Below are 24,807 nucleotides of genomic sequence, written 5' to 3'. Positions count from 1 at the left end.
GCCGCCCCTCATAGCCAGAGCACTCCCAGGATGATGACCGTGAGCACCGGTGCCAGCACCAGCACCGTCCAGGCGCTCTTGCGAGCCGCAGTGCGTTCCACACCCACGTCCACGTCGATCAGCAGGTAACGGATTCCGGCCAGCCAGTGGTGCAGCAGGCTCCACAGCAGCACCAGGCTGATCAGCATCACCAGCGGGTGTCTGAGCAGTGCCAGGGCCTCGGCATAGCCCGCCTCGCCCTGCAGGGATCGCTGGAAGATGAACAGGAACAGGGGGATGGCTAGGAACAGCAGCACACCGCTGATACGGTGGGCGATGGAGGCCACACCCGGGACAGGGAGCCGAATCTTGAAGAGATTCAGGAACACAGGCCGACCTTCACGGCGCATGCGGAGACTCCTCTGGACGATGAATTTTATTCTTGTCTGGTGGTCAACCCAATCGGCGTGTCTGGACACGATTGTGCAACGCACCAGTCATCTAGATTAGCTGTATTTTTGCACGCTGTCAGCCTGCTGACAGCATTTTTGGGTTTGGTCTAATATGGCCGAGCTTAGTTCAATCACCCTGGAGAAACCATGAAACCCGAGTGGAAAGACTTCCTCGTGGATGCGGGCGCCGAATTCGACAACGGCTCGGTGGCGGACTTCGGCAACGCCGAACGTGAGCGCCGTGTGGTGGTGAGCGGGGATGTCATCTGCGACCTCTCCCACCAGGGCCTGATCGTCGCCTACGGCGAAGAAGCGGGCAGTTTCCTCCAGGGGCAGTTCAGCAACGACGTGCTGGGTCTGGACTCCGCCCACAGCCATCTGAACAGTTACTGCACCCCCAAGGGCCGCATGCTGGCGAATTTCCGGGTCTTCCGGCGGGGCGAGAGCTACTACCTGCGCATGCCGCGGGCCATGGTGGAGTCGGTCCTGAAGCGCCTGCGCATGTTCGTGCTCCGATCCAAGGTGACCCTGGAGGATGCGGATGACGCCCTGGTGCGCATCGGCCTGTCCGGCCCCCGGGCCGTGGAGGAACTCCAGACGGCCCTGGGCGGTGCGCCCTCGGCCGTCAACGACGTGCTCCATCACAACGACATCACCGCCATCCGGGTGCCCGGCCCCCACCCGCGTTTCGAACTCTATGGGGAGCTGGAGGCCATGAAGCAGCTCTGGAACAAGCTCAACGTGCGCTGCGCCCCGGTGGGTGCCGGACCTTGGGCCTTGCTGGATATCCTGGCGGGCATTCCCAACATCACGCCGGCCACCAGCGAGGCCTTCGTGCCCCAGATGGCCAACATGCAGCTGATCGGCGGAGTGAGCTTCAAGAAAGGCTGCTACCCGGGTCAGGAGGTGGTGGCACGCATGCACTACCTGGGCAAGCTCAAACGGCGCATGTATCGGGTCAGCATCGACACCGACCAGCCCCCGGCGCCGGGCACCGAGATCCTGGGCGCCGGCGGCGGCGAGGCCGAGGAGGATCAGGCCGCGGGCCGGATCGTGGACGCCCAGCTGCACCCGGACGGCAAGGTCATGGCCCTCGCGGTCCTGCAGATCGCCGCCGCCGAGGCCGGAGGTCTGCACCTGGCTGGTGAGAAACATCCGGCCGTGAGTCTGGAAACCCTGCCCTACTCCTTCGAAATGGCTGCGGCCTCCTGATGCGCTTCCTGTTCTTCCTGGTCGTCCTGATCCTGCTGGCCTTCTGGGCGGCGTTTTTCAGCCGCCCCAACAACAAGCGCCTGTCTAACATCCTCTACATCGTCGGCGCGGTAATGACGGTGCTGGTGATCGCGGGGTACCTGCGGCTGGTCTGATCCGGCGTATCGGCGGATAGAAAGTCAACCGCGACGCAGAGGCGCAAAGACGCAGAGGGTTCGGAAGTGAAACAAAAAGGCCCGGTGATCAGTGCTGATCATCGGGCCTTTTGCGTTATTGCTGAAAATATTTCTTTGCGTTCCTCTGCGCCTTCGCGCCTCTGCGTCGCGGTTGCCTTTGACTTCCAGAACCAGCAACCAGCAGACCGCTCAACTCTCCGGTCGCATGTGCGGAAACAGCAGCACATCGCGGATGGACGGGCTATTGGTGAGCAGCATGACCAGCCTGTCGATGCCGATGCCCTCGCCGGCGGTGGGGGGCATGCCGTGTTCCAGGGCGCGCAGGTAGTCCGCGTCGAAGTGCATGGCCTCGTCGTCGCCCGCCTCCTTCTCCTGCACCTGCTTGCGGAAACGCTCGGCCTGGTCCTCGTAGTCGTTCAACTCCGAGAAGCCGTTGGCGATCTCGCGCCCGCCGACGAAGAACTCGAAGCGGTCGGTGACGAAGGGATCGTCGTCGTTGCGCCGGGCCAGCGGCGAGACCTCGGTGGGATAGGCGGTGATGAAGGTGGGGTCCTTCAGATTGCCCTCCACGGTCTTCTCGAATATCTCGATCCACACCTTGCCGAGGCCATAGCTGTCCTTGAGCGGAATACCCAGCCTCTGGGCCACGGTCCGGGCCCGTTCCAGGTCCGCCAGATCCGCCTCGCTCACGTCCGGGTTGTGGTGCAGGATGGATTCCTTCACGGTCATGCGCGTGAACGGGCGCTCGAAGTCGTAGGTCTCGCCCTGGTAGTGGACCTGGGTGCTGCCAAGGATTTCCAGGGTCAGATCCCGCAGCAGGTCCTCGGTCAGATCCATCAGGTCGTGGTAGGTGGCGTAGGCCTCGTAGAACTCCACCATGGTGAACTCGGGGTTGTGCCGGGTGGAGAGGCCCTCGTTCCGGAAATTGCGGTTGATCTCGTAGACCCGCTCGAAGCCGCCGACCACCAGGCGCTTGAGATAGAGCTCCGGGGCGATGCGCAGAAACAGCTGCATATCCAGGGCGTGATGATGGGTGGTGAAGGGGCGTGCGGTGGCGCCGCCGGGGATCGCCTGCATCATGGGGGTCTCCACCTCCAGGAAGCCACGCTGATCCAGGAACTGGCGGATGAACTGGATCACCCGGGTACGGGTGCGGAAGGTCTCGCGCACCGGCTCGTTCATGATCAGGTCCACGTAACGCTGCCGGTAGCGGGTCTCGGTATCTGAGAGACCGTGGAACTTCTCAGGCAGCGGGCGCAGGGACTTGGTGAGCAGGCGCAGGCTGTCCACGTTGACGGTGAGTTCGCCGGTCTTGGTCTTGAACAGCGTCCCCTCGGCGCCCAGAATGTCGCCCACGTCCCAGGTCTTGAAGTCGGAGTAGGCGCCTTCCGGCAGGCTGTCCCGCTGGATGAAGAGCTGGATGCGGCCGGACATGTCCAGGATCTGGGTGAAGCTCGCCTTGCCCATGATGCGCTTGGCCATCATGCGCCCGGCCACCGACACCCGAATGGTGTTCTGCTCGAAGAACTCGGCGGGCTTGGCGTCGTACTCCGCGTGCAGCTCGCCGGCCATCACGTTGCGGCGGAAGTCGTTGGGAAACGCCACGCCCCGCTCGCGCAGTTTGGTCAGCTTCTCCCGGCGCTGCGCGATCAGCTTGTGTTCTTCCTGGCCCTGTTCTTGATCAGTCATCGATGTTCCGCCTTTCGCCCTTCATTACCCACTTCTCAATTCACCCTTCCCAATTCACTCAAAGTCCGCTCTTCAACGAGGCCTCGATGAACTGATCCAGGTCGCCATCCAGCACCGCCTGTGTATTACCCACTTCCACACCGGTACGCAGGTCCTTGATACGCGACTGGTCCAGCACGTAGGAGCGGATCTGGCTGCCCCAGCCGATGTCGGACTTGGTGTCCTCCAGGGCCTGCTTGGCGGCATTCTGCTTCTGCAACTCCAGCTCGTAGAGCTTGGCCTTGAGCTGCTTCATGGCCGTGTCCCGGTTCTTGTGCTGGGAACGGTCCGCCTGGCAGGCCACCACCACGCCGCTGGGAATATGGGTGATGCGGATGGCGGACTCGGTCCGGTTCACGTGCTGACCGCCCGCGCCGCTGGCCCGGTAGGTGTCCACTCGCAGGTCCGCCGGGTTGATGTCGATCTCGATGCTGTCGTCCACTTCGGGGGAGACGAACACGGCGGCGAATGAGGTGTGCCGGCGGTTGCCGGAATCGAAGGGGGACTTGCGCACCAGGCGGTGCACGCCGGTCTCGGTGCGCAGCCAGCCATACGCATAAGGGCCCTCGAACTTGATGGTGGCGCTCTTGATGCCGGCCACCTCGCCCTCGGAGACCTCCATCAGTTCGGTCTTGAACCCACGCCGCTCGCCCCAGCGCAGGTACATGCGCAACAGCATGTTGGCCCAATCCTGCGCCTCGGTGCCGCCGGAGCCGGCCTGGATGTCCATGTAGGCGTTTTTCTCGTCCATCTCGCCGGAGAACATGCGCCGGAATTCCAGCTGCGCTACGTCGTTCTCGTATTTCGCGAGATCCGCCTCCACCGCGCTCACGGTCTCGGCGTCATTCTCCTCCGCGGCCATGTCCAGCAGGTCCCGGGCATCGCCCAGGGCCTTGTCCATGCGGGTGATGAGCAGCACCACCTCCTCCAGGCGGGAGCGCTCGCGGCCCAGTTCCTGAGCCCTCTCGGGGTTGTTCCAGACGTTGGGGTCTTCCAGTTCCCGACTCACTTCCTCCAGGCGTTCACGCTTGGCATCGTAGTCAAAGATACCCCCTCAAGGCGTCCACGCGGCCTTGCAGATCGTCGATCTGGGTGTAAAGCGGATTGAGTTCCATGGATGGTCTGTCCGGGTCGGAAAAGCGCGCAATTGTACACGAAAGTGCCTCCCGCGATTAAGGGCGGGAGGCAATTCAAGATTCAAAGTTCAACATTCAAAAAGAATGCTTCGCATGGCCTCTACAGTTTGAATTTTGAATTTTGAATATTGAATTCAGCACCTCTCCACGTGCTCGATCATGAGCTGGGGACTGACCAGGCCCTGGTATTCGTTGACCTCCAGCCGGTAGGCCAGGCGAACCCGGCACAGACCCTCGGGCCAGTCATCCCAGTCCACGTTGAAGGCGATGCCGGTGATGGGCGGCGCACCCGGGGCGGCGCGCAACTGCAGGCGCAGGTGGCGTTCCTTGAGCACCCGTCGATCCAGGATCTCAAATTCCCCGTCGAACACCGGGGGCGGGAAGCCCTGCCCCCAGGGGCCGGCATCCCGCAGGCGCACGGCGGTGTCCAGGCTGATCTCGCCCGGTGAGAGTTCGCCGTCGCTGTGCACGACCCCTTCCAGGTCCTCGGGTGAGACGCGCGCGGCGACGGTTTGATCGAAGGCCTCGCTGAACGCCTGGAGATGCGCCAGCGGCAGACTCAGTCCCGCGGCCATGGCATGGCCGCCGAACTTGCTGATCAGGCCGGGATGGCGCGCGGCCACGTCATCCAGCGCATCGCGGATATGGAGCCCCGGGATGGAGCGTGCGGAACCCTTGATCTGGCCATCACCGGCATCGGCGAAGGCGATCACCGGGCGGTGGATGCGCTCGCGGATGCGCGCGGCCAGGATGCCGATGACCCCCTGGTGCCACTGGGGTTCGTAGAGACACACCCCGTAGCGATCCCCCCAGGAGTCCACCGGCAGGGCCTCGAGGCCTGCCAGGGCCTCCGCCTGCATCTGCGCCTCGATGTCGCGACGATCCGCATTGAGATCGTCCAGGGCGGCGGCCAGGGCACGGGCCTCGACCGGGTCATCGGTGAGCAGACAGCGAATGCCCAGGGCCATGTCGTCCAGGCGGCCGGCGGCATTGAGACGGGGGCCGACGGCAAAGCCCAGGTCCGTGGCCACGCTGCGCTCCGGGGTCCGCCTGGCCACCTCCAGGATGGCGCCGATGCCGGGGATCGCTGCACCGGCGCGGATACGTCGCAGGCCCTGCTCCACCAGAATGCGGTTGTTCTGGTCCAGCGGCACCACATCGGCCACGGTCCCCAGGGCCACCAGGTCCAGCAATTCCGCCAGGTTCGGTTCATCGATGCCGCGGGTGTCGAACCAGCCGCTGTCCCGCAGGCGCGCGCGCAGGGCGAGCATGACGTAGAAGATCACGCCCACACCGGCCAGGTGCTTGCTGGGGAAGGGGTCGTCGGGAAGATTCGGGTTCACCAGGGCATCGGCTGCGGGCAGCGATGCTCCGGGCAGGTGATGATCGGTCACCAGCACCGACATGCCCGCATGGCGCGCGGCAGCCACACCGTCAAGGCTAGAGACGCCGTTGTCCACGGTGATGAGCAGACCGGCGTCCAGCGGGCGCAGCACCGACACGATCTCGGGCGTCAGCCCGTAGCCGTATTCAAAGCGGTTGGGCACCCGAAAGTGCACATCCCGCGCACCCAGGGCGGAGAGCGCCCGCAGGGCCACGGCGGTGCTGGTGGCGCCGTCCGCATCGAAGTCCCCGACCACCACGATGCGCTCACCACTGCGCAGGGCACGTTCGAGTCGCTCCACGGCCGACTCGATGCCGGAGAGCAGATGCGGGGCGGCAAGCCCCTTAAGACCATAATCGCACTGGGCCGGATCGAGCACGCCCCGCAGGGCCAGCACGCGGGCCAGGACATCGCCTTGGGGCAGGGCCACGCCCGCAGGCGGCTGCCGGCGTCTGATGGTGCGCAGGGCCTTCATGAGACGACTCTCCCTAGCCCGCATATCTCACCGGGATCGCGGGAGCAGGCGAAGGATTCGTGCCCGTAGGCGCCGCTCTGGAGCGAAACCCATAGCTGTAGCTATGGGTTGAGTGAAGAGCAAGCTGACGTCCGCGAAGACGAGCCTGAACCGCGATAGGACACCGGCGGGAACAGACCTGTCTGCTGAGTTCACCGATCATTTCAGTATATTCCACCTGCGTTTCAGTCTGTTACGCGTCCGCCGGTGTCCGACCGGCGAGATATGCGGGCTAGCGGCTCGCTGCGTCGCCACAGCCGCCAGCGGGCACTGGCTGGCACCTCGAACACGTCGCCACAGGTGCTGTGGATCACGAGCCGCTTCAGGGACGCCGAGCCGAGCGCCTTGCGCAGTGGTCCGAACCAGGCCCGTTCCAGCCCCCCCATGCCCGCCTGCCAGGCCTCCAGGTCATCCAGGGCGGCATCGGCCTGGAGCGTGTCGAGCAGCACGCATCGCGCACCACCTGCCGCGAGCACCGGCTCGGCGGTCTCGGGCAGCGGCTCAATAGGCACCTGTGCACACCGAGCGAGCCCCGCGAGCAGCAGATCGTCACCCCACAGGCGGGAGACCGGTGATACCAGGCTTGAAGGCAGGACGCCGCCGCCCCAGGGCCAGACGCTGTTGACCGACGGCAGGCCGCGGGTCTCCCGGGCACGATTCTCGGCGGCATCGAACAGGACCATCTGCAACTCGTTGATGAGGCGGTGCCAGTAGGCCGCCTCCGGACCGGCGGGAAGACGGCCGTTGATGGGGCGTCCCAGCACCTCGCCCAGGCTGCGGGTCTCGGGCACGGCCCTGTTGGCGGGCAGGCGCAGGTGCCAATGTCCCGGCGCGTTGACCTCGATGTGCAGGCCGTCTTCGGCCAGATGCGCGTTGATGCGCGCGGCCAGTGCCCGGGCCTCGTCCAGGCCGAGACGCAGCTGATCCGGGCCGGTGAGCACCAGGTCAGTGATGCCGGCCTCCAGGTGCACCGGATCCATGCACAGCCAGGCCTGTTCATCCCGCTCGCCGGTCAATGCCAGGCGCGTCAGGGCACCGGCGGGCATGGGACCGGCGATGGCGAACAGCCCGGCGAGAACATCCCCGAGACTCGCATGCGGGACTGAATGGCGCGTGGAACGGGCGAGCAACCATTCCAGTGCCGGGAAACGGCCCACGCCACCGTAACTCGCCTGCCACTCCCCTATCCGGTCCAGCAGGCCGGGCACCAGGAGATGCAGGACCGACGCATCACGAGTCATGCAAGCGGCAGCGGGATTCAGGAGCCGGGAGGCTTCGTGGACTTGGACGGCGAAGCGGCCGGCTGGTCACCACTGTAGCTCTCGTAGGGGAAACGCACATGGCCGTAGCGGATGACCAGCACCGCAGCGGCCAGCAGCAGCACGCCCAGTGTGACACCCATGATCTGCCAGAAGTCCATCTCCTTCATGTCCAGTATCAGGTAGCGGGCCAGGGCCACGATGGCGATGTAGATGGGCATGCGTACCGGCAACTGACCGGACTTGATGTAGATGCCCACCATCGCGAGCACCTCCAGGTAGATGAACAGCAACAACAGATCCGCCAGACGCACTTCGCGCTGCTCGATCATCACCATCACCTCCTGGAAGATGGCGATGGTGGTGGCCACGGTGATGATCACCAGGGCCAGGTTCTCCAGCAGTTTGAGAGAACTGAGACCAGCACGTCTCGGATTCATGGGCATGGATCGTGTCTCCGTTGTCGGGCGCCGGCCGGCAGTGAGAGGCTCAGCGGTGAGAGGCATTGTACCGCCCGATTCCTGCCCGCACACAAACGAAAAGGGGCTCCGCAACGCGGAGCCCCTTGCTCGGTACTGGTCAGATCAATTTGGTCGGGGCGAGAGGATTTGAACCTCCGACCACCTGCACCCCATGCAGGTGCGCTACCAGGCTGCGCTACGCCCCGAGGGTTGCGAAGAATAGCCGATCCCTTCGCAGAAGGAAAGCGTGTTTCCGGATTATGAATGTGCGAACACGGACGAGTATCCCTGAGCGGCATATCCAGGCGCCGCTCGGGCGCTCTCAGCGCTTGAGAAGCTTGAGGATCTCTTCCAGCTCCAGGCGCATCTGGCGAATGATCTGCTGGCTCTGGGAGGTGTCTTCCTGGGCATCCTGACCGGCCAGCTTCTGGCGGGCACCGCCGATGGTGTAACCCTGCTCATAGAGCAGGCTGCGGATCTGACGGATCAGGATGACGTCATGGCGCTGGTAATAGCGGCGATTCCCGCGGCGCTTGACGGGGCGCAGTGAAGGAAACTCCTGCTCCCAATAGCGAAGCACGTGGGGCTTGACCCCGCACAGCTCGCTGACCTCCCCGATGGTGAAATAGCGCTTACCTGGAATGACCGGTAATTCGCTGTTATTCCCCGCTTCCAACATATGCTTCAACCCGCGCCTTGAGTTTTTGTCCCGGACGGAAGGTCACCACTCGGCGTGCCGAGATGGGGATTTCCTCACCGGTCTTCGGATTGCGGCCAGGCCGCTGATTTTTATCGCGCAGGGTGAAGTTGCCGAAACCCGACAGCTTCACCTGTTCCCCACGTTCAAGCGCCATCCTGACTTCTTCGAAAAACATCTCCACCAGTTCCTTGGCCTCACGCTTGTTGAGGCCGAGTTCCTCAAAGAGACGTTCCGACATATCCGCTTTGGTCAGCGCCATGTGCTTAAGCCCTTAGTGTAGCTCCGACATCCTGTTCGAGTTTTTTCACGATGCCCTGCATCACGGCATCCACTTCCTGATCGGTAAGAGTGCGCGATAACTCCTGTAGAATCAATCCCAAAGCGAGACTTTTTCGACCATCGGGTACGCCTTTGCCCGTATATACGTCAAATACAACCACTTCCCTGAGCGATGAAATGGCCAGATCCCGGATCGCCGCCTCGATACGGGACACCGGACAGCCCTGATCAACCACCACGGCAAGATCGCGCCGGATCGCCGGAAATTTGGACTGTTCGGTGAATTTAGGCACAGAACCCTGCCTGATCGCATCCAGGCTGAGCTCCATGACATAGACATCCTGGTCCAGATCGAGGCGGGAAACCAGGGACGGATGCAGGGCACCCAGCCAGCCACAGGGTTCGCCGCCCACCCACACCCGGGCAGACTGGCCCGGGTGCAGGGCGGGATGACGGGCCGATTCAAAGCTCACGTCCCCGCCCGCCAGGCTCAACAGACTCTCCACGTCACCCTTGAGATCGAAGAAATCCATGGCCCTGGAAGGCTCGGCCCACTGCAGCGGCCAGCGGGCCCCGGTGGCCACGGCGGCAATCATGGGATGCTGTTTGAGATCATCACCCTGGGAGACAAAGCTCAGGCCGGTCTCGAACAGGCGTACCCGCTCCTGTTGGCGATTGAGGTTGTACTTGAGGGCCTTCACCAGGCCGGGCCATAGGGTGGAACGCATCACTGCCAGTTCCGAGGAGATCGGGTTGGCCAGGGCCAGGGGGCGGGAATCAGGGGAGAACAGGGCCTCCAGCTGCGGATCCACAAAGCTGTAGGTAATGGCCTCCTGATAGCCCAGGTCCGCCATGAGGTGGCGAATCCGGGACAGGGGCAGGCGCGCCTCATCGACTCCACCTAGCTCCGGGCTCAGCGGCGGCACCTCTGCGGGCAACCGGTCATAGCCATGCACCCGGGCCACCTCCTCGATCAGGTCCACCTCGATGGACAGGTCGAAGCGAAAACTGGGGGGCGTGACCCGCCAGACTCCGGCCATGGGCTCCACCTGACAACCCAGGGCAGTAAGCAGACGGGTCACCTCTGAGTCCTCGATCCGGGCGCCCAGCACCCGGCCGATGCGCGAGGCACGCAGCATGATGGGTGCGGTCTCCTCGACAGGAGCGCCCCGCGCTTCCACCACCGGACCCGGCTGTCCGCCGGCGATCTGGCACAGCAGGGCCGTGGCCCGCTGCAGGGCACGGCTCGGCAGGGCCGGATCCACGCCGCGCTCGAAGCGGTGGGAAGAATCGGTGTGCAGGCCATGGTGCCGTGCCCGGCCGGCGATGGCCATGGGGGCGAAATGGGCACTTTCCAGGAACACGTCACGGGTCTCATCCCCCACGCCGCTGGCCTCCCCGCCCATGATGCCGGCCAGGGCCAGCACCTTGGCCTGATCGGCGATCACCAGGTCCGCCTCCGAGAGCCTGATCTCCTGGCCGTCCAGCAGGGTCAGCTGCTCACCCTTATGCGCCCGGCGCACCACGATGCCGCCCTCCAGGCGTGCCAGGTCAAAGGCATGCATGGGCTGACCCAGTTCCAGCATCACGTAGTTGGTCACATCCACCAGCGGGCCGAGGCTGCGGATACCCGCCCTTCGCAGCTTCTCGCGCATCCACAGCGGCGTTTCAGCGCCCGGATTCACGCCACGCACCACGCGGCCGTGATACAGGGGGCAATCAGCGGCGGCCTCGATGCTCACCGGGAAGCGCTCATCCACGTCGGCGCCCACCGGCGAAATTTCGGGCATGCACAGAGGCTTGCCGGTCAACGCCGCCACTTCCCGGGCGATACCGGCCATGCACAGGCAGTCCGCCCGGTTGGGGGTCAGATCCACTTCCAGAATCGTGTCATTCAGTCCCAGGGCCTCGCGCACATCGGTCCCGGCGGCCAGGTCCGCGGGCAGCGGCATGAGCCCCTCGCTGGTCTCCGCGAGACCCAGTTCCCTGGCGGAGCAGAGCATGCCGAAGGACTCCACGCCGCGCAGCTTGGCCTTCTTGATCTTGAACTCACCTGGCAGAACGGCGCCGACCCGGGCAAAGGGCACCTTCATGCCCTCGACCACGTTGGGGGCACCACAGACCACCTGGACCGGAGAGCCGGAGCCGTCCTCCACTTGGCAGACCCGCAGCTTGTCCGCGTCCGGATGGGGTTCAACCTTGAGCACATGGCCCACCACCACACCGGAAAACTCGCCCGCCGCCGCTTCCAGGGCGTCCAGTTCCAGACCGGCCATGGTGAGCCGGTGACCCAGCTCCTCGGGGCTCAGCCCATGATCCACCCACTCCAGAAGCCACTGATTGCTGATTCTCATGCCTTATCGCTCATTCCGGGAAATCAAAATCGACAGGATTAACATGATTTACAAGATTAATTATGAAAAACAATCAATTGAAAAGTGTTTTTAATAATCCTGTTAATCATGTTAATCCTGTCAAAAAGGTCTTTATGCCCTCACGCAAATTGCCGCAGGAAGCGCACGTCGTTCTCGAAGAACAGCCGCAGGTCATTCACGCCATAGCGCAGCATGGCCATGCGCTCCACGCCTAGGCCGAAGGCAAAGCCGGTGTAGCGCTCGCTGTCGATGCCCACGTGGGCGAAGACATTGGGGTGCACCATGCCGCAGCCCATCACCTCCAGCCAGCCCGTGTGGCTGCACACGCGACACCCATCGCCGCCGCAGTGCACGCACTGGATGTCCACCTCGGCGGAGGGCTCGGTGAAGGGAAAATAGGAGGGCCGGAAGCGGGTCTTGAGTTCCGACTGCTCGAAAAAGGCCTGCAGGAAGGCGTCCAGCACGCCGCGCAGATGGGCGAAGGTGACCCCCTCGTCCACCAGCAGCCCCTCCACCTGGTGAAACATGGGGCTGTGGGTCAGGTCGGAATCGCAGCGATAGACGCGCCCCGGCGCGATCACGCGGAACGGCGGCCTGCCCTGCTCCATGACCCGCACCTGCACCGGCGAGGTATGGGTGCGCAGCAGTCGGTTGGCGTCGAAGTAGAAGGTATCGTGCATGGCCCGCGCCGGGTGATGGGCCGGGATATTGAGGGCCTCGAAGTTGTGGTAGTCGTCCTCCACCTCTGGACCTTCCGCCACCTGAAATCCCAGCTGGCCCAGCAGGTCGGTGATGCGTTCGATGGTCCGGGTCACGGGATGCAGGCCGCCCACGGCCTGGCGCCGTCCCGGCAGGGTCACATCCACCGATTCGGAGGCCAGCCGGGCCTCCTGCTCGGAGGCCCTCAGGGCCTCGAGACGCGCGGCAAGCGCCTCGTTGACCGTCTCCTTGGCCCGGTTGATGGCCTGGCCCGCTGCCGGGCGTTCCTCCGGCGGCAACTTGCCGAGCGCCTTGAGCTGCTCGGTGAGCACACCCTTTTTGCCCAGGTACTGCACCCGCAGGGCGTCCAGGGCCTGGGTGTCGGTGGCGCCTTCGATGGCCTTGAGGGCATCGCGGATCAGATTCTGGAGTTGCTCCACGGCGAGTCTCCGTCGGGTTGAAAACAAAAAGGGGGAAAGGCCAGGCCTTTCCCCCTTTCGAGCATTCACCGGCGCCCGTGATCGGGCGCCGGTCAATCGCGCGTGCGGTGCTTACGCCGCCAGGGCAGCCTTGGCCTTTTCGGCAATCTGCCCAAAAGCGGTGATGTCGTGCACGGCCAGATCGGCCAGCACCTTGCGGTCGATCTCCACGTTGGCCTTGTGCAGACCGTCCATCATGCGGCTGTAGGACAGACCGAACTGACGGGCCGCGGCATTGATACGCACGATCCACAGGGCGCGGAACTGACGCTTGCGCTGACGGCGGTCACGGTAGGCATACTGGCCGGCCTTGGTGACGGCCTGGACCGCAACGCGGTAGACATTCTTGCGCGCGCCGTAATAACCCTTGGCCTTCTTCAGGACCTTCTTGTGGCGGGCGTGGGCGGTAACGCCTCTCTTGACTCGTGGCATGGTGGCGTCTCCTTAAACGTGGGGAAGCATCTGGCGTACGGATGCCACATCACACTCGGCAACCATGCCGGTGGAGCGAAGATGGCGCTTACGCTTGGTGCTCTTCTTGGTCAGGATGTGACGCCGGTGGGACTGGGCTCGCTTGAACCCGCCCGAACCGGTGGGCTTGAACCGCTTGGCGGCGCCCCGGTTGGTCTTGATCTTGGGCATGTTTGCTCTCCTAAAAATACAGGCCTGGGGTCGTGCCCCGCCTGGGTCGCTGAAATCCCCCGTCGGCCGCCCTGGCGCCGATCGCGGGCTGTGTAATTCTGACTGACGCGCCCTACTTCTTGGGCGTAAACACCATCACCATCTGACGGCCTTCCATCTTGGGCCGCTGCTCGACGGTGGCGATTTCGCTCAGGTCCGCCTCGATGCGGTCCAGGAGCTTGCCGCCCAGTTCCTGGTGACGCATTTCGCGACCCCGGAAACGGATGGTGACCTTGGCCTTGTCTCCGTCGTTGATGAATCGGGTCAGGTTGCGGAGCTTGACCTGATAATCACCCTCGTCGGTTCCGGGCCGGAACTTCACTTCCTTGATTTGTATCTGCTTCTGGTTCTTCTTCGCCTGCTGGGCCTTCTTGCTCAGCTCGAACTTGAACTTGCCGTAGTCCATGACACGGCAGACCGGTGGCTCCGCATTGGGCGAGATTTCCACCAGGTCGAGTTCGGCCTCTTCGGCAATCCGCAGTGCCTCGTCGATGGACACGATCCCCACGTTTTCCCCGTCCTTGTCGATCAGACGGACTTTGGGGACGGCGATCTGTTCGTTGAGGCGAGTCTCTTTTCCAGCGCTGATACTTTAATCCTCCAAATGAGAGCGGCCGCGGCTCGCGATCTCACCGGCGAGGCGTTCGGACAGCTGGTTTAGATCCATGCTGCCGAGGTCCTCGCCGCTGCGCGTGCGCACGGCCACGGTATTCGTCTCCATCTCCCGGTCACCCAGGACCAGCAGATAAGGGACGCGTTGAAGCGTATGCTCGCGGATTTTAAAGCCGATTTTCTCGTTTCTCAAGTCCGCGTCGGCCCGGATGCCCCGGTTTCGCAGCCTGTCGGCCACTTCCCGGGCATAATCGTCCTGCCGATCGGTGATGGTGAGCACCTGGACCTGGACCGGCGCCAGCCAGAGGGGGAAGGACCCGGCGTAGTGCTCGATGAGCACCCCGAAGAAACGCTCCACGGAGCCCAGCAGGGCCCGGTGGATCATGATCGGTCGGCGCCGGCTGTTGTCCTCCGCCACGTACTCCATCTCGAAGCGCTCGGGCAGGTTGAAGTCCAGTTGCACCGTGGAGCACTGCCATTCCCGGCCGATGGCGTCGCGGATCTTGATGTCGATCTTGGGGCCGTAGAAGGCGCCGCCGCCCTCGTCCACCGAGTAGGCCAGACCCTTCTTCTCCAGGGCCGCCTTCAGGGCCGCCGTGGCGTGCTCCCAGATCTGGTCGGAGCCCACCGCCTTGTCCGGGCGGGTGGAGAGATTGACCTCGAAGTCGTCGAAGCCGAAGGCCTGCAACACCTCCAGGGTGAGATCGAGAATACGCAGGATCTCCGCCTCGATCTGATCCTCGCGGCAGAAGATGTGGGCGTCGTCCTGGGTGAAACCGCGCACCCGCATCAGGCCATGCAGGGCGCCGGACATCTCCCGGCGGTACACGGTGCCCATCTCCGCCCAGCGCAGCGGCAGGTCCCGGTAGGAATGCAGCCGGTCCTTGTACACCAGCACATGGAACGGGCAGTTCATGGGCTTGAGCTGGAAGGCCTGGTGGTCGTCCTCCATGGGCTCGTACATGGATTCCGAGTAGAAATCCGCGTGCCCCGAGGTCTTCCACAGGTCCAGGTTGGCGATGTGCGGGGTGTACAGGAACTGGTAGCCGGCCCGCTCGTGCATATCGAACCAGAACTGCTCGATGGCGCGGCGGATGCGGGCGCCCTTGGGGTGCCAGAACACCAGGCCGCCGCCGGCATCCTCCTGGATGGAGAACAGGTTCAGCTCGGTGCCGATGCGCCGGTGATCCCTCCGCTCAGCCTCGGCCAGGCGGTGCAGATAGTCGTCCAGCTGCTGCTTGTTAGCCCAGGCCGTGCCGTAGATGCGCTGCAGCATCTCATTGCTGGAGTCGCCCCGCCAGTAGGCGCCGGCCACCTTGGTGAGCTTGAAGGCCTTGAGCTTGCCGGTGCTGGGCACGTGGGGACCGCGGCACAGGTCGATGAATTCGCCCTGTTTGTACAGGGAGATGGTCTCGCCGGCCGGGATGTCGGCGATGATCTGCGCCTTGTACTCCTCGCCCTGATTCCGGAAGAAATCCACCGCCTCGTCCCGGTCCATGACCGAGCGGAACACGGGCAGGTCCGCCTTGGCCAGCTCCTTCATGCGGGCCTCGATCTTCTCCAGGTCGTCCGGATGAAAGGGGCGCTCGAAGGCGAAGTCATAATAGAACCCGTTGTCGATCACCGGGCCGATGGTCACCTGGGCGGAGGGGAACAGGTCCTTGACCGCCTGGGCCAGCAGGTGGGCGGTGGAATGGCGGATGACCTCCAGGCCTTCCGGGTCACGGTCGGTGATGATGGCGAGGTTCGCGTCGTCCTCGATCAGGTGGCTGGTGTCCACCAGCCTGCCGTTGACCCGGCCCGCCAGGGCGGCCTTGGCGAGACCGGCGCCGATGTCGGCGGCCACGTCGCGCACGGTGACAGGGGCATCGAAACGGCGTTCGCTGCCATCGGGGAGGGTAATGAGGGGCATGGTCTTCTCCTGCGCCGGCCGGTACGAAGGGTCGTGCGCTGTTGGTGGTCAAGAAAGGCTGCAAGTGGATCAGCCGTGCCGGGGATCCCGGAGAACTGTCACTTGCAGCCTGCACTGCATCTGGTAGGCGCGATTGGACTCGAACCAACGACCCCCACCATGTCAAGGTGGTGCTCTAACCAGCTGAGCTACGCGCCTGCGTTGGAAGGGCGCATCATACCACCGCCCGCCGTTCCCGACAACGCATCAAACGAAACGGCCGGGGTCCGCAAATGAACGCGAATCAACGCAAATCAAGACCTGATCAACAGGAATCATTTGCGTTCTTTGCGTTCATTCGCGGACCAGGCCTTTCCTCACCAGCCGATGAACTCGGCCGCCTTGTCGGCCACGTCGTCAGCGAAGAAATCCCGGAAGAAGTGGTCGGCGCCGTCCACCATGCCGAAGTGGATGTTCGCCTGGCCTTCCAGGGCCGCCATGCGCTCGGGCAGGTCGGGCACGGCGGTGTCCTCGCTGCCGGCGATCACCAGCACCTGCTGACTCAGCCTCGGCAGCAGGGTCGGGGTGTCGAAGTTGGGATTGTCGGCATAGTAGGAGGCCACGGTGGCGGCGCTGGCGCTGGCGTCGGCGCAGTACAGAAAGCCGATGCCCTCGATCAGGGTCTCAGGCTGGCCCATGCGCTGCAGTTCCACCGCCTGCTCGTAGACCTGGGCCAGGGGCACGCCGTAGCGGGACTCGTATTCACGGGCGGTCTTGGCATGATCGGAGGTGGCCGGCGCCACCAGCACGATCTTCTCCACACCTTCCGGATTGTGCTCGGCCGCATACCAGGCCATCTGTGCCGCACCCCGGGAATGGGCCATCAGGGCCACCTGGCCTGCGCCCTGCGCCTTCAGCCAGCCCATCCAGGCATCCAGCTCGGCCAGGGCATCCTCGTGACGATGCTTGTGGGGGGCGGCGCAGTCCATCATGCCCTCCCTCGCGTCCATCCCCAGACTCAGGTTGATGGACAGGCTGTTGTAGCCCCGCTCGGCCATCTGGTTCTGCAGGGCCTCCATGATCTCCATGCGGCCATGGGCCATGGTGCCGTGAAGCATCAGGATCACCCCGTCTTCCAGGGACTTGCCCGGGGCCATCTCCAGGTGGGCGATGTGGGTGAGCCCGCCCATCTCCAGTTCCACCCGCTCCGCGGCCTGCAGGGGACCCGCGGCCAGCAGGGCCAGGCCCGCCAGGGTCATGAGGGATTTGTGCATCATCTGGGTGTTCACGGTGAATCTCCTTTGGTATTGCGGTTTTTATTGTGCGCCGGCCCCTTGAAAAGGCGCCGACTGGAAAGCATCGTGGGCTTTGCCGGATAATGCCCGCCCATTACGAGTCCGTAAATTCACAAACGTTCCCGATTTCCTCAAGGTATCCATGGCTCAATACATTTTCACCATGAGCGGTGTGGGCAAGGTCGTCCCGCCGAAAAAGGAGATTCTCAAGAACATCTCCCTGAACTTCTTCCCCGGCGCCAAGATCGGCGTGCTGGGCTACAACGGCGCCGGCAAGTCCACCCTGCTGCGCATCATGGCCGGGGTGGACAAGGACTACGTGGGCGAGGCACGCCCCCAGCCCGGCATCCGGATCGGCTACCTGCCCCAGGAGCCGCAGCTGGACCCCAGCAAGGATGTGCGCGGCAACGTGGAGGACGGCGTGGGCGAGACCAAGGCCCTGGTGGACCGCTTCAACGCCATTGCCGAGGAATTCGCCAACCCGGACGCGGATTTCGACGCCCTGCTGGCCGAACAGGCCGAGCTGCAGGACAAGATCGACGCGGCCGGCGCCTGGGACCTGGACCGCAAGCTGGAGGTGGCCGCCGACGCCCTGCGCCTGCCCCCCTGGGAGGCGGACGTCACCAAGCTCTCCGGCGGTGAGCGCCGCCGGGTGGCCCTGTGCAAGCTGCTGCTGTCCAACCCTGACATGCTGATCCTGGACGAACCCACTAACCACCTGGACGCCGAGTCCGTGGCCTGGCTGGAGCGCTTCCTGCAGGAATTCCCCGGCACCGTGGTGGCCGTGACCCACGACCGTTACTTCCTGGACAACGTGGCCGGCTGGATCCTGGAGCTGGACCGCGGCCACGGCATCCCCTGGGAAGGCAACTACTCCTCCTGGCTGGAGCAGAAGGAGAAGCGCCTGGAGATGGAGGAGAAGCAGGAAAGCGCACGGCGCAAGACCATGGAGGCGGAGCTGGAATGGGTGCGCTCCAATCCCAAGGGCCGGGGCACCAAGAGCAAGGCGCGACTCAAGCGCTTCGAGGAACTCTCCTCCGCCGACTACCAGAAGCGCAGCGAGACCAAGGAGATCTACATCCCGCCGGGTCCCCGCCTGGGCGACGTGGTGGTGGAGGTGGACGGGATCTCCAAGTCCTACGGCGACCGCCTGCTGTACGAAAACCTGTCCTTCGCCATTCCCCGGGGCGGCATCCTCGGGGTGATCGGCCCCAACGGCGTGGGCAAATCCACCCTGTTCCGCATGATCGTGGGCCAGGAGAAACCCGACAACGGCAACATCCGCATCGGCGACACCGTGCAGGTGGCCTACGTGGACCAGAGCCGCGATCACCTGGCGGACGAGAAGTCCGTGTGGGAGGAGATCTCCAATGGCCAGGACATCATCCAGGTGGGCAGCTACCAGATGCCGTCCCGGGCCTACGTGGGGCGCTTCAACTTCAAGGGCTCCGACCAGCAGAAGCTCATGAAGGAGCTCTCCGGCGGTGAACGCAACCGGGTGCACCTGGCCAAGCTGCTGCAGAGCGGCGGCAACCTGCTGCTGCTCGACGAGCCCACCAACGACCTGGACGTGGAGACCCTGCGCGCCCTGGAAGAGGCCCTGCTGGACTTCCCCGGCTCGGCGGTGGTCATCTCCCATGACCGCTGGTTCCTGGACCGCATCGCCACCCACATCCTCGCCTTCGAGGACGACGGCAACGTGGTGTTCTTCGACGGCAACTACACCGAGTACGAGACCGACCGCCACAAGCGCCTGGGCAGCGACGCGGACACCCCGCACCGGATCAAGTACCGGCGCCTGGAGCACTAGCCCGCAGCGGACCGAGGCCATCGCCTGAGCAGGCAATGTCATGCAACTGACCCGTCACACCGACTACGCGCTGCGCGTGCTCATTTATCTTGCGGTCAATCCCGACCGCCTGAGCCGCATCACGGATATCGCCGATGCCTACGACATCTCACGCCATCACCTGGTGAAGGTGGTCCACGAACTGGCCGGACACGGCCACATCCTGACCTACCGGGGCAAGCACGGCGGTATGCGCCTGGCCCGTCCGCCTGCGGAGATCCGCATCGGTGACGTGGTCAGGGACATGGAGGAAAACCTCGAGATCATCAACTGCAGCACGCCCATGTGCGTGATCCTGCCGGACTGCAGACTCAAAGGGGCGCTCAACGATGCGCGGGATGCCTTCATGGCCACCCTTGACCGGGTGACACTCGCGGAACTGGTGGTGAAAAAGGAAAAGGCGCTGGCGATGAAGCTGCTTCGTGAGGCGTGAGGCAAGTGGCAAGTGGCAAGTGGCAAGTGGCAAGGATGCAGTTTTTATGTAATGAGAGTCGACCGGATTTACGCCTTACCCCTATCGCCTCACGCGCAGCACCTACTCCTTGGCTTTCTGATGTGCCTCGGCGAAGTTGGCCGTGGCCTGGTCCATGGTGGCGCAGTGGCGGCGGTACCAGGGCAGGAAGCGGCCCATGAACAGTTCCCGGACGTCATCGAGGCCGACGGCGCCGGCGTCCAGGTCATCCAGACAGCTGACCAGTTCTTCCAGGCGCAGGTCGTGTTCCTGCTTGTGCACGGGGAACGGCGGGAAGTCGATCTCTTTCATGAGCGACTCTTCCCGGTTGAAGTGGGCACGGGTGTGCTCGATGAAATTCCTCAGATCCTTGCGCAGGCCCGGGCTTTCATTGCCGGTGCTGGCCGCCAGGCTCTCGACGATGCGATCCAGCAGGCGATGAGCCTCCTCGTGATCGTCCTGCATGAAGTCGACCGCCATTTCCGGCGTCTTGTCGTGCTCGGCCTCATGGCTCATGGCGTGTCCCCGTTGATCCTGGTTCATGGGGCAGAACCATAGCACGACAGGGCCCGCCAGACGATCCCCGGTGGATTGTCCGGGCGGGTGTTTAGAGGTAGTGTTGAGCGTTGGCCGGACAAGGGCTACGGAAACAGGGCTTGCACAGGACGTTATCCAGGGTGGGGAAGGGTTCAAAATCGGCGGGGAACAGTGACTTGCGCGCGGCGGATCGCCGGCGCGGGGACCGCCGTGTCCAGCCCATCACGCCACCCCGTGGCAACCCCAGCTGGGCCGAACAGAAGGTCCAGTTTATTACCCGCTACCTGTTCTGGTTCCTCGGGCTGGCCTTCTTCAACCTGGTGGAGGATATCGAGCCCGCCTGGATGAGCCTGGCGCAGCTCAACGCGGCCTTTGCCCTCTATTTCATCCTCCACGCCGGCGTCGTCATCCATGCCTGGCGCCAGCACCATTGCCCGGCGCGCTATCGCATCGCCATGTGGATGGACATCACCATCGTCTCCGTGGCCGTGCTCAACGATCCCTACACCCTGCCCCCCTCCATGCTGGTCTACATCATGGTGGTGCTGGGCAACGGCATGCGCTACGGCATGCACATGTTCGCCGAGGCCCTGGCGGTCAGCTTCGGAGCACTCATGCTGGTGTTCACCCTGCGCTACATGGGCAGCGTGCAGGAATTCACACCCGGCCTGCTGTTCCTGAACCTGTTCGGCGCCAGCATCCTGGTCTACAGCTACCTGCTCATGAACCGCATCGAGCAGGGCCGCGCCCAGCTGGAGGAACGCAGCCGCCTGGACACGCTGACCGGGCTGATGAACCGGCGTGCACTGCACGAGTGTTCCGATTACCTGTTCGAGCTGATCGAGCGCCAGGGCGGCTCCGTGGTGGTCATGCTTGCCGACCTGGACCGCTTCAAGTCCATCAACGACAGCCTCGGCCATGCCCGTGGCGATGAAGTCCTGCAGGATTTCGCCAATATCCTCCGCGAGTCCCTGCGATCGACGGACGTAGCGGCGCGTCTGGGCGGGGATGAATTCGTGATGCTGCTGCCGGACACCACCCTGGACGAGGCGCATGCGGTGGCGGAGCGCATCCAGGTACGGGTGCGCGCCTACGCCAGCGACAACGGGCTGGATTTCGGCACCACCCTTGCCATGGGCGAGGCCCCGCTCCATGGCCACAATCTGGACGAGATCCTGCCCCGGGTGGATGCGGCCCTCTACCAGTCCAAGGGCCGGGATGACTGCCCGGGCATTCGCCGGGTCGACCTGGCGCCGGAGCAGGGCATGCTCCCGCTGGAGACCTGAAGGTCGCCCGGCCAGCGCTCACCAGCCTGCGTCACACCCCGCTACGACCCTCCAGAAACGCTCCCAGCATACGCCCGGTATGTGATTTGCGGCGCGCCATGCTCTCCGGCGTGCCCTGCCCCGCCACGCGCCCGCCGCCGTCGCCCCCCTCGGGCCCCATGTCGATGATCCAGTCGGCCTCGGCGATCACGTCCAGGTTGTGCTCGATGACGATCACCGAGTGCCCCGCCTCCACCAGCCGGTGCAGCACGCGGATGAGCTTCTCCACGTCGGCCATGTGCAGGCCCACGGTGGGCTCGTCCAGGATGTAGAGACTGCCGCGTGAGCGTGCCTGGCCCGAAGGTCGTGCCGTAGGTCGGGCTTCAGCCCGACTTGCGATGCCTGAACAAGCCTCGGGCTGTCGGGCTGAAGCCCGACCTACGGTGTTGGCGAAGGTCTTACCGCTTCTTGAAAGCTCCGTCACAAGCTTCATGCGCTGGGCCTCGCCACCGGAGAGGGTCGGGCTGGGCTGCCCCAGCCGCAGGTAACCCAGGCCCACGTCCTGGAGCAATTGCAGGGCGTGGTGGATCGCCGGGTGGGCGGTGAAAAACGGCACGGCCTCGTCCACGCTCATGTTCAGCACATCGGCGATGGAGCGGTCCTTGAAGCGCGCCTCCAGGGTCTCCCGGCCGTAGCGCCCGCCGCCGCAGGCCTCGCAGGGCACCACCACATCGGGCAGGAAGCTCATCTCGATGCGCCGCACCCCCTGGCCCTCGCACACGGCACAGCGTCCGCCGGGTGTGTTGAAGGAAAAGCGCGAGGCGTTCCAGCCCCTGAGGCGCGCCTCGGGTGTCTCGGCGTACAGCTTGCGGATGCGGTCGAACACGCCCACGTAGGTCGCGGGACAGGAACGCGGCGTGCGCCCGATGGGGGTCTGATCCACCTCCAGCACCCGCTCCAGGTCCTGCCAGCCCTCCAGGGCGGCGCAGCCTTCGAGCGCCGGTTTGCGCCCCCGTCTGCCCACCCGCTCCGCCAGGTTCCGGTACAGCACCTCCCGCACCAGGGTGGACTTGCCGGAGCCGGACACCCCGGTGACACACACCAGGCGATTGAGGGGAATGGAGACATCCACACCGCGCAGGTTATTGAGCCGTGCCCCTTCGATGTGCAGGGCCGGTTCCTGGCCCGCTTTTGTGGGCCGACGCGCCATGAGCGGGTGCTTCAGGGGATGGGCCAGGAAGCGGCCGGTCAGGGACTCGGCCGCCTTCATCACCTGCTTCACGCTGCCCTGGGCCACCAGCCGTCCGCCCCGTTCCCCGGCGCCGGGGCCCAGATCGATGACGTGTTCCGCGCTGCGGATGGTGTCCTCGTCGTGCTCCACCACCACCACGGTGTTGCCCTTCGCCTGCAGGCGATGCAGGGTGTCCAGCAGCATGCGGTTGTCCCGGGGGTGCAGGCCGATGGTGGGCTCGTCCAGGATGTAGCAGACCCCCTGCAGGTTGGTGCCGAGCTGCGCCGCCAGGCGGATGCGCTGGGCCTCGCCGCCGGAGAGCGTGGGTGCGCCCCGGTCCAGGCTCAGGTAGCCAAGACCCACCTGTTCCAGGAAGGCCAGCCGGCCGCGGATCTCGGGCAGGATGTCCCGGGCGATGGCGGATTCCCGCGCCTTCGGTTTGAGTTTCTCGAACCAGGCGCGTGCCGCCTTCACCGGCAGGGCCGACAGCTCGCCGATGGAGCGTTCCCGGAAACGCACCGCCAGGGCCTCGGGCCGCAGGCGCTGGCCGTGGCAGGCGGGACAGGTCTGGCGCGACTCGCCTTCTTCCAGCCACTCCCCTTCCTCGCCGCTGTGGGCCTCGTCGAAGCCCTTCAGCACCACGCCGGTGCCGAAACAGGTGCGGCACCAGCCATGGCGGGCGTTGTAGGAGAACAGGCGCGGGTCCGGCACGTCGAAGGACCGGGCGCAGGACGGGCAGGCCCGTTCCGTGGAGTAAAGTTTCTCGGCGCGGCCCGAGATCGGTGCGACGCGGATCATGCCCTTGCCCAGATCCAAGCCCCGGGCGATGGCCTCGCGCAGTGCACCCTCCGCTTTGGGCATCACCTTGAGACTCGCCACCGGCAGTTCGATGTCGTGTTCCCGGTAGCGGTCCAGGCGCGGCCAGGGGTCCGTGGGGATCAGCTCGCCGTCCACGCGCAGATGGCTGAAACCCCGGTTGCGGGCCCAGCGGGCCAGGTCCGTGTAATAGCCCTTGCGCGCGGAGACCAGGGGCGCCAGCAAGTGCACCTCCCGGCCCTTCCACTGCTTGAGCAACGCGGCCAGGATCGCCTCCGGGGTCTGGGGCTCGATGGGCACGTCGCAGTCCGGGCAATACTGGGTGCCCAGTTTCACGTACAGCAGGCGCAGGAAGTGGTGCACCTCGGTCAGGGTGCCCACGGTGCTCTTGTGTCCTCCGCGGCTGGTGCGCTGCTCGATGGCGACCGTGGGCGGGATGCCGGTGACCGCGTCCACCTCGGGGCGCGAGGCCGGCTGCACCAGGGAGCGGGCGTAGGCGTTCAGGGATTCCAGGTAGCGACGCTGGCCCTCGTTGAACAGGATGTCGAAGGCCACGGTGCTCTTGCCCGAGCCGGACACGCCGGTGATCACCGTGAAGCGGTCCCGGGGCACTTGGATGTCCACGCCCTTGAGGTTGTGCTCCCGGGCATTGCTGATGCGGATCTCGGCGGGGACCCTCTTCGCTGCTCTGCGATGAGACGCTGCCGAGGACTCTGCGATGCGACCGGCCGCCTTGGCACGCAGGGCCGCGCCGGTATGGGAACCGGGGTGCTTCATCACCTGCGCCGGCGTGCCCTCGCAGACGATCTCACCGCCACCGTCGCCGCCCTCGGGGCCGAGGTCGATGAGCCAGTCCGCGGCGCGGATCACGTCCAGGTTGTGCTCGATCACGATCAGGGAATGACCCTCCGCCTGCAGGCGCCGCAGGGCCTTGAGCAGCCGGGCGATGTCCTCGAAGTGCAGGCCGGTGGTGGGTTCGTCCAGCAGGAACAGGGTTCCACCGCTCTCACCCGTAGGTCGGGCTTCAGCCCGAGGCCCATTTGGCTCCGGGACACTCTGCTGTCGGGCTAAAGCCCGACCTTGTATGTTGAGCAGGTCTGGTTTGATAGGTTATCAGCCGGACACCGGGTAAGCCGTCCCGACCTGGAGGCAGCGTTTGTCTGACCTCGTACGTAGAGCGGCTCCCCGCCTCATTGCTGACTTCGTGGAGTATCCAAAAGCCAGCCAAGCTGGACTTTGCATTACAAGGTCGAAGCCGCAAAAAGCGCGAGGTCGGGGAACCGGTGCTTATTGTGACTCAACCACCCCCCGAATGGGAAAGGACCGATGATGACTGTGATAGGTAT

The 24,807-nt window shown here is 64.7% G+C and carries 22 protein-coding genes and 2 tRNA genes; 5 read left to right on the top strand and 19 right to left on the bottom strand.

From position 1 onward, the window contains the following. Positions 1 to 8 precede the first annotated feature (8 nt). The gene (gene sdhC, locus D580_RS0110780) at positions 9 to 389 is read right to left on the bottom strand and encodes a succinate dehydrogenase, cytochrome b556 subunit (RefSeq protein ID WP_018954395.1); all 381 of its coding nucleotides are present in this window, start codon (positions 387 to 389) and stop codon (positions 9 to 11) included. 189 nt (positions 390 to 578) lie between these two features. Between sdhC and D580_RS0110775 the strand changes: the two genes are divergently transcribed. Together D580_RS0110775 and D580_RS16715 are read left to right on the top strand one after the other, a co-directional pair. After that, positions 579 to 1,643: a YgfZ/GcvT domain-containing protein gene (locus tag D580_RS0110775; RefSeq protein ID WP_018954394.1), complete on the top strand. Its 1,065-nt coding sequence runs from the start codon at positions 579 to 581 to the stop codon at positions 1,641 to 1,643. Further along, on the top strand, positions 1,643 to 1,798 hold the full coding sequence (locus D580_RS16715; protein ID WP_012638030.1) for a hypothetical protein: 156 nt from the start codon (positions 1,643 to 1,645) through the stop codon (positions 1,796 to 1,798). The genes D580_RS0110775 and D580_RS16715 overlap by 1 nt, the downstream gene beginning before the upstream one ends. A gap of 210 nt (positions 1,799 to 2,008) precedes the next feature. Here D580_RS16715 and lysS read toward each other — a convergent pair whose 3' ends face one another. The 16 genes from lysS to D580_RS0110690 all read right to left on the bottom strand — a co-directional run bounded on the left by lysS (position 2,009) and on the right by D580_RS0110690 (position 17,306). Next, entirely contained in the window at positions 2,009 to 3,508 is a 1,500-nt protein-coding gene (gene lysS, locus D580_RS0110765) for a lysine--tRNA ligase (protein WP_018954393.1), read from the bottom strand. Positions 3,509 to 3,566: 58 nt separating this feature from the next. Beyond that, positions 3,567 to 4,662 (bottom strand): peptide chain release factor 2 gene (prfB, locus tag D580_RS0110760; RefSeq protein ID WP_155999820.1). Its coding sequence is split into 2 segments (ribosomal slippage): positions 3,567 to 4,589 and positions 4,591 to 4,662, totalling 1,095 coding nucleotides; the frame shifts between segments, so codons are not numbered across the junction. A gap of 155 nt (positions 4,663 to 4,817) precedes the next feature. Then, positions 4,818 to 6,542: a single-stranded-DNA-specific exonuclease RecJ gene (recJ, locus tag D580_RS0110755; protein WP_018954391.1), complete on the bottom strand. Its 1,725-nt coding sequence runs from the start codon at positions 6,540 to 6,542 to the stop codon at positions 4,818 to 4,820. Between the two features lie 224 nt (positions 6,543 to 6,766). Continuing rightward, positions 6,767 to 7,822, bottom strand: coding sequence for a hypothetical protein (locus D580_RS0110750; protein ID WP_018954390.1), 1,056 nt, complete (start codon positions 7,820 to 7,822; stop codon positions 6,767 to 6,769). Between the two features lie 17 nt (positions 7,823 to 7,839). Then, positions 7,840 to 8,280, bottom strand: coding sequence for a phosphate-starvation-inducible protein PsiE (locus D580_RS0110745; RefSeq protein ID WP_231363541.1), 441 nt, complete (start codon positions 8,278 to 8,280; stop codon positions 7,840 to 7,842). A 150-nt stretch (positions 8,281 to 8,430) separates the two neighbouring features. Beyond that, positions 8,431 to 8,507: transfer RNA gene (locus D580_RS0110740), tRNA-Pro, on the bottom strand. A gap of 116 nt (positions 8,508 to 8,623) precedes the next feature. Beyond that, positions 8,624 to 8,980: a MerR family transcriptional regulator gene (locus D580_RS0110735; RefSeq protein ID WP_012638024.1), complete on the bottom strand. Its 357-nt coding sequence runs from the start codon at positions 8,978 to 8,980 to the stop codon at positions 8,624 to 8,626. Beyond that, on the bottom strand, positions 8,961 to 9,260 hold the full coding sequence (gene ihfA, locus D580_RS0110730) for an integration host factor subunit alpha (RefSeq protein WP_012638023.1): 300 nt from the start codon (positions 9,258 to 9,260) through the stop codon (positions 8,961 to 8,963). The genes D580_RS0110735 and ihfA overlap by 20 nt, the downstream gene beginning before the upstream one ends. Positions 9,261 to 9,264: 4 nt before the next feature. After that, positions 9,265 to 11,634 (bottom strand): phenylalanine--tRNA ligase subunit beta, encoded by a 2,370-nt coding sequence (gene pheT, locus D580_RS0110725; protein ID WP_018954387.1) that lies wholly within the window; start codon positions 11,632 to 11,634, stop codon positions 9,265 to 9,267. A gap of 140 nt (positions 11,635 to 11,774) precedes the next feature. Continuing rightward, positions 11,775 to 12,794: a phenylalanine--tRNA ligase subunit alpha gene (gene pheS, locus D580_RS0110720; RefSeq protein ID WP_018954386.1), complete on the bottom strand. Its 1,020-nt coding sequence runs from the start codon at positions 12,792 to 12,794 to the stop codon at positions 11,775 to 11,777. Positions 12,795 to 12,905: 111 nt separating this feature from the next. Continuing rightward, on the bottom strand, positions 12,906 to 13,265 hold the full coding sequence (gene rplT / locus D580_RS0110715) for a 50S ribosomal protein L20 (protein ID WP_018954385.1): 360 nt from the start codon (positions 13,263 to 13,265) through the stop codon (positions 12,906 to 12,908). A gap of 12 nt (positions 13,266 to 13,277) precedes the next feature. After that, entirely contained in the window at positions 13,278 to 13,475 is a 198-nt protein-coding gene (gene rpmI / locus D580_RS0110710; protein ID WP_018954384.1) for a 50S ribosomal protein L35, read from the bottom strand. A 112-nt stretch (positions 13,476 to 13,587) separates the two neighbouring features. Then, on the bottom strand, positions 13,588 to 14,103 hold the full coding sequence (gene infC, locus D580_RS0110705) for a translation initiation factor IF-3 (protein ID WP_081434259.1): 516 nt from the start codon (positions 14,101 to 14,103) through the stop codon (positions 13,588 to 13,590). A 3-nt stretch (positions 14,104 to 14,106) separates the two neighbouring features. Further along, complete coding sequence (gene thrS, locus D580_RS0110700; protein WP_018954382.1) at positions 14,107 to 16,038, bottom strand: threonine--tRNA ligase; 1,932 nt, start codon at positions 16,036 to 16,038, stop codon at positions 14,107 to 14,109. A gap of 121 nt (positions 16,039 to 16,159) precedes the next feature. Further along, positions 16,160 to 16,236: transfer RNA gene (locus D580_RS0110695), tRNA-Val, on the bottom strand. A 158-nt stretch (positions 16,237 to 16,394) separates the two neighbouring features. Continuing rightward, a complete protein-coding gene (locus D580_RS0110690) occupies positions 16,395 to 17,306 on the bottom strand; it encodes an alpha/beta hydrolase (protein ID WP_018954381.1) in 912 nt (303 codons plus the stop codon). A gap of 148 nt (positions 17,307 to 17,454) precedes the next feature. Here D580_RS0110690 and ettA point away from each other — a divergent pair, with 148 nt between their 5' ends. Together ettA and D580_RS0110680 are read left to right on the top strand one after the other, a co-directional pair. Further along, on the top strand, positions 17,455 to 19,122 hold the full coding sequence (gene ettA / locus D580_RS0110685) for an energy-dependent translational throttle protein EttA (protein ID WP_026289907.1): 1,668 nt from the start codon (positions 17,455 to 17,457) through the stop codon (positions 19,120 to 19,122). A gap of 40 nt (positions 19,123 to 19,162) precedes the next feature. Then, complete coding sequence (locus tag D580_RS0110680; RefSeq protein WP_018954379.1) at positions 19,163 to 19,594, top strand: Rrf2 family transcriptional regulator; 432 nt, start codon at positions 19,163 to 19,165, stop codon at positions 19,592 to 19,594. A 102-nt stretch (positions 19,595 to 19,696) separates the two neighbouring features. Here D580_RS0110680 and D580_RS0110675 read toward each other — a convergent pair whose 3' ends face one another. Then, positions 19,697 to 20,155: a bacteriohemerythrin gene (locus tag D580_RS0110675; protein ID WP_231363539.1), complete on the bottom strand. Its 459-nt coding sequence runs from the start codon at positions 20,153 to 20,155 to the stop codon at positions 19,697 to 19,699. A gap of 170 nt (positions 20,156 to 20,325) precedes the next feature. Between D580_RS0110675 and D580_RS0110670 the strand changes: the two genes are divergently transcribed. Continuing rightward, the gene (locus D580_RS0110670; RefSeq protein ID WP_018954377.1) at positions 20,326 to 21,435 is read left to right on the top strand and encodes a sensor domain-containing diguanylate cyclase; all 1,110 of its coding nucleotides are present in this window, start codon (positions 20,326 to 20,328) and stop codon (positions 21,433 to 21,435) included. Between the two features lie 31 nt (positions 21,436 to 21,466). On the opposite strand, the gene D580_RS15450 is transcribed toward D580_RS0110670, so the two are convergent. Beyond that, on the bottom strand, positions 21,467 to 24,352 hold the full coding sequence (locus D580_RS15450; RefSeq protein ID WP_018954376.1) for a hypothetical protein: 2,886 nt from the start codon (positions 24,350 to 24,352) through the stop codon (positions 21,467 to 21,469). Positions 24,353 to 24,807 lie beyond the last annotated feature (455 nt).

It is taken from the genome of Thioalkalivibrio sulfidiphilus, assembly GCF_000377945.1.
Classification (GTDB): domain Bacteria; phylum Pseudomonadota; class Gammaproteobacteria; order Ectothiorhodospirales; family Ectothiorhodospiraceae; genus Thioalkalivibrio_A; species Thioalkalivibrio_A sulfidiphilus_A.
This window is presented reverse-complemented; position numbering and strand designations above follow the sequence as displayed.